Source organism: Tritonibacter sp. SIMBA_163 (assembly GCF_046535935.1).
Taxonomy (GTDB): domain Bacteria; phylum Pseudomonadota; class Alphaproteobacteria; order Rhodobacterales; family Rhodobacteraceae; genus Epibacterium; species Epibacterium scottomollicae.
The window spans coordinates 1-312 of record NZ_JAWJBP010000239.1 but is presented as its reverse complement, the minus strand read 5'-3'; the positions used below and the strand labels follow the sequence as shown (position 1 = coordinate 312).

The following is a 312-nucleotide window of genomic DNA, read 5'->3' as shown; positions in this document are numbered from 1 at the left end:
CTCGGCATCGATCGTGATGCAGCTGGCCGTGCACATCTTCCCCGCCCTGAAGGCGATGCAGAAGGAAGGTGAGTCCGGCCGCCGCAAGATCACCCAGTATTCGCGCATCGGCGCTGTGCTGCTTGCAGTGGTGCAGGGCGGCTCGATCGCGCTGGCGCTGCAGGGCCAGGTCTCGCCGACCGGCGCACCGGTCGTGTACATGCCGGGCATGGGCTTCGTGCTCACTGCCGTGGTCGCACTGACTGCCGGCACCATGTTCCTGCTGTGGGTCGGTGAGCAGGTCACCGAGCGTGGCATCGGCAACGGCGTGTC

General features: G+C 67.0%; 1 pseudogene. It reads left to right on the top strand.

Annotated elements, in window-relative coordinates:
* Positions 1-312: pseudogene (gene secY, locus R0J92_RS22235) on the top strand (preprotein translocase subunit SecY); the annotation flags it as partial.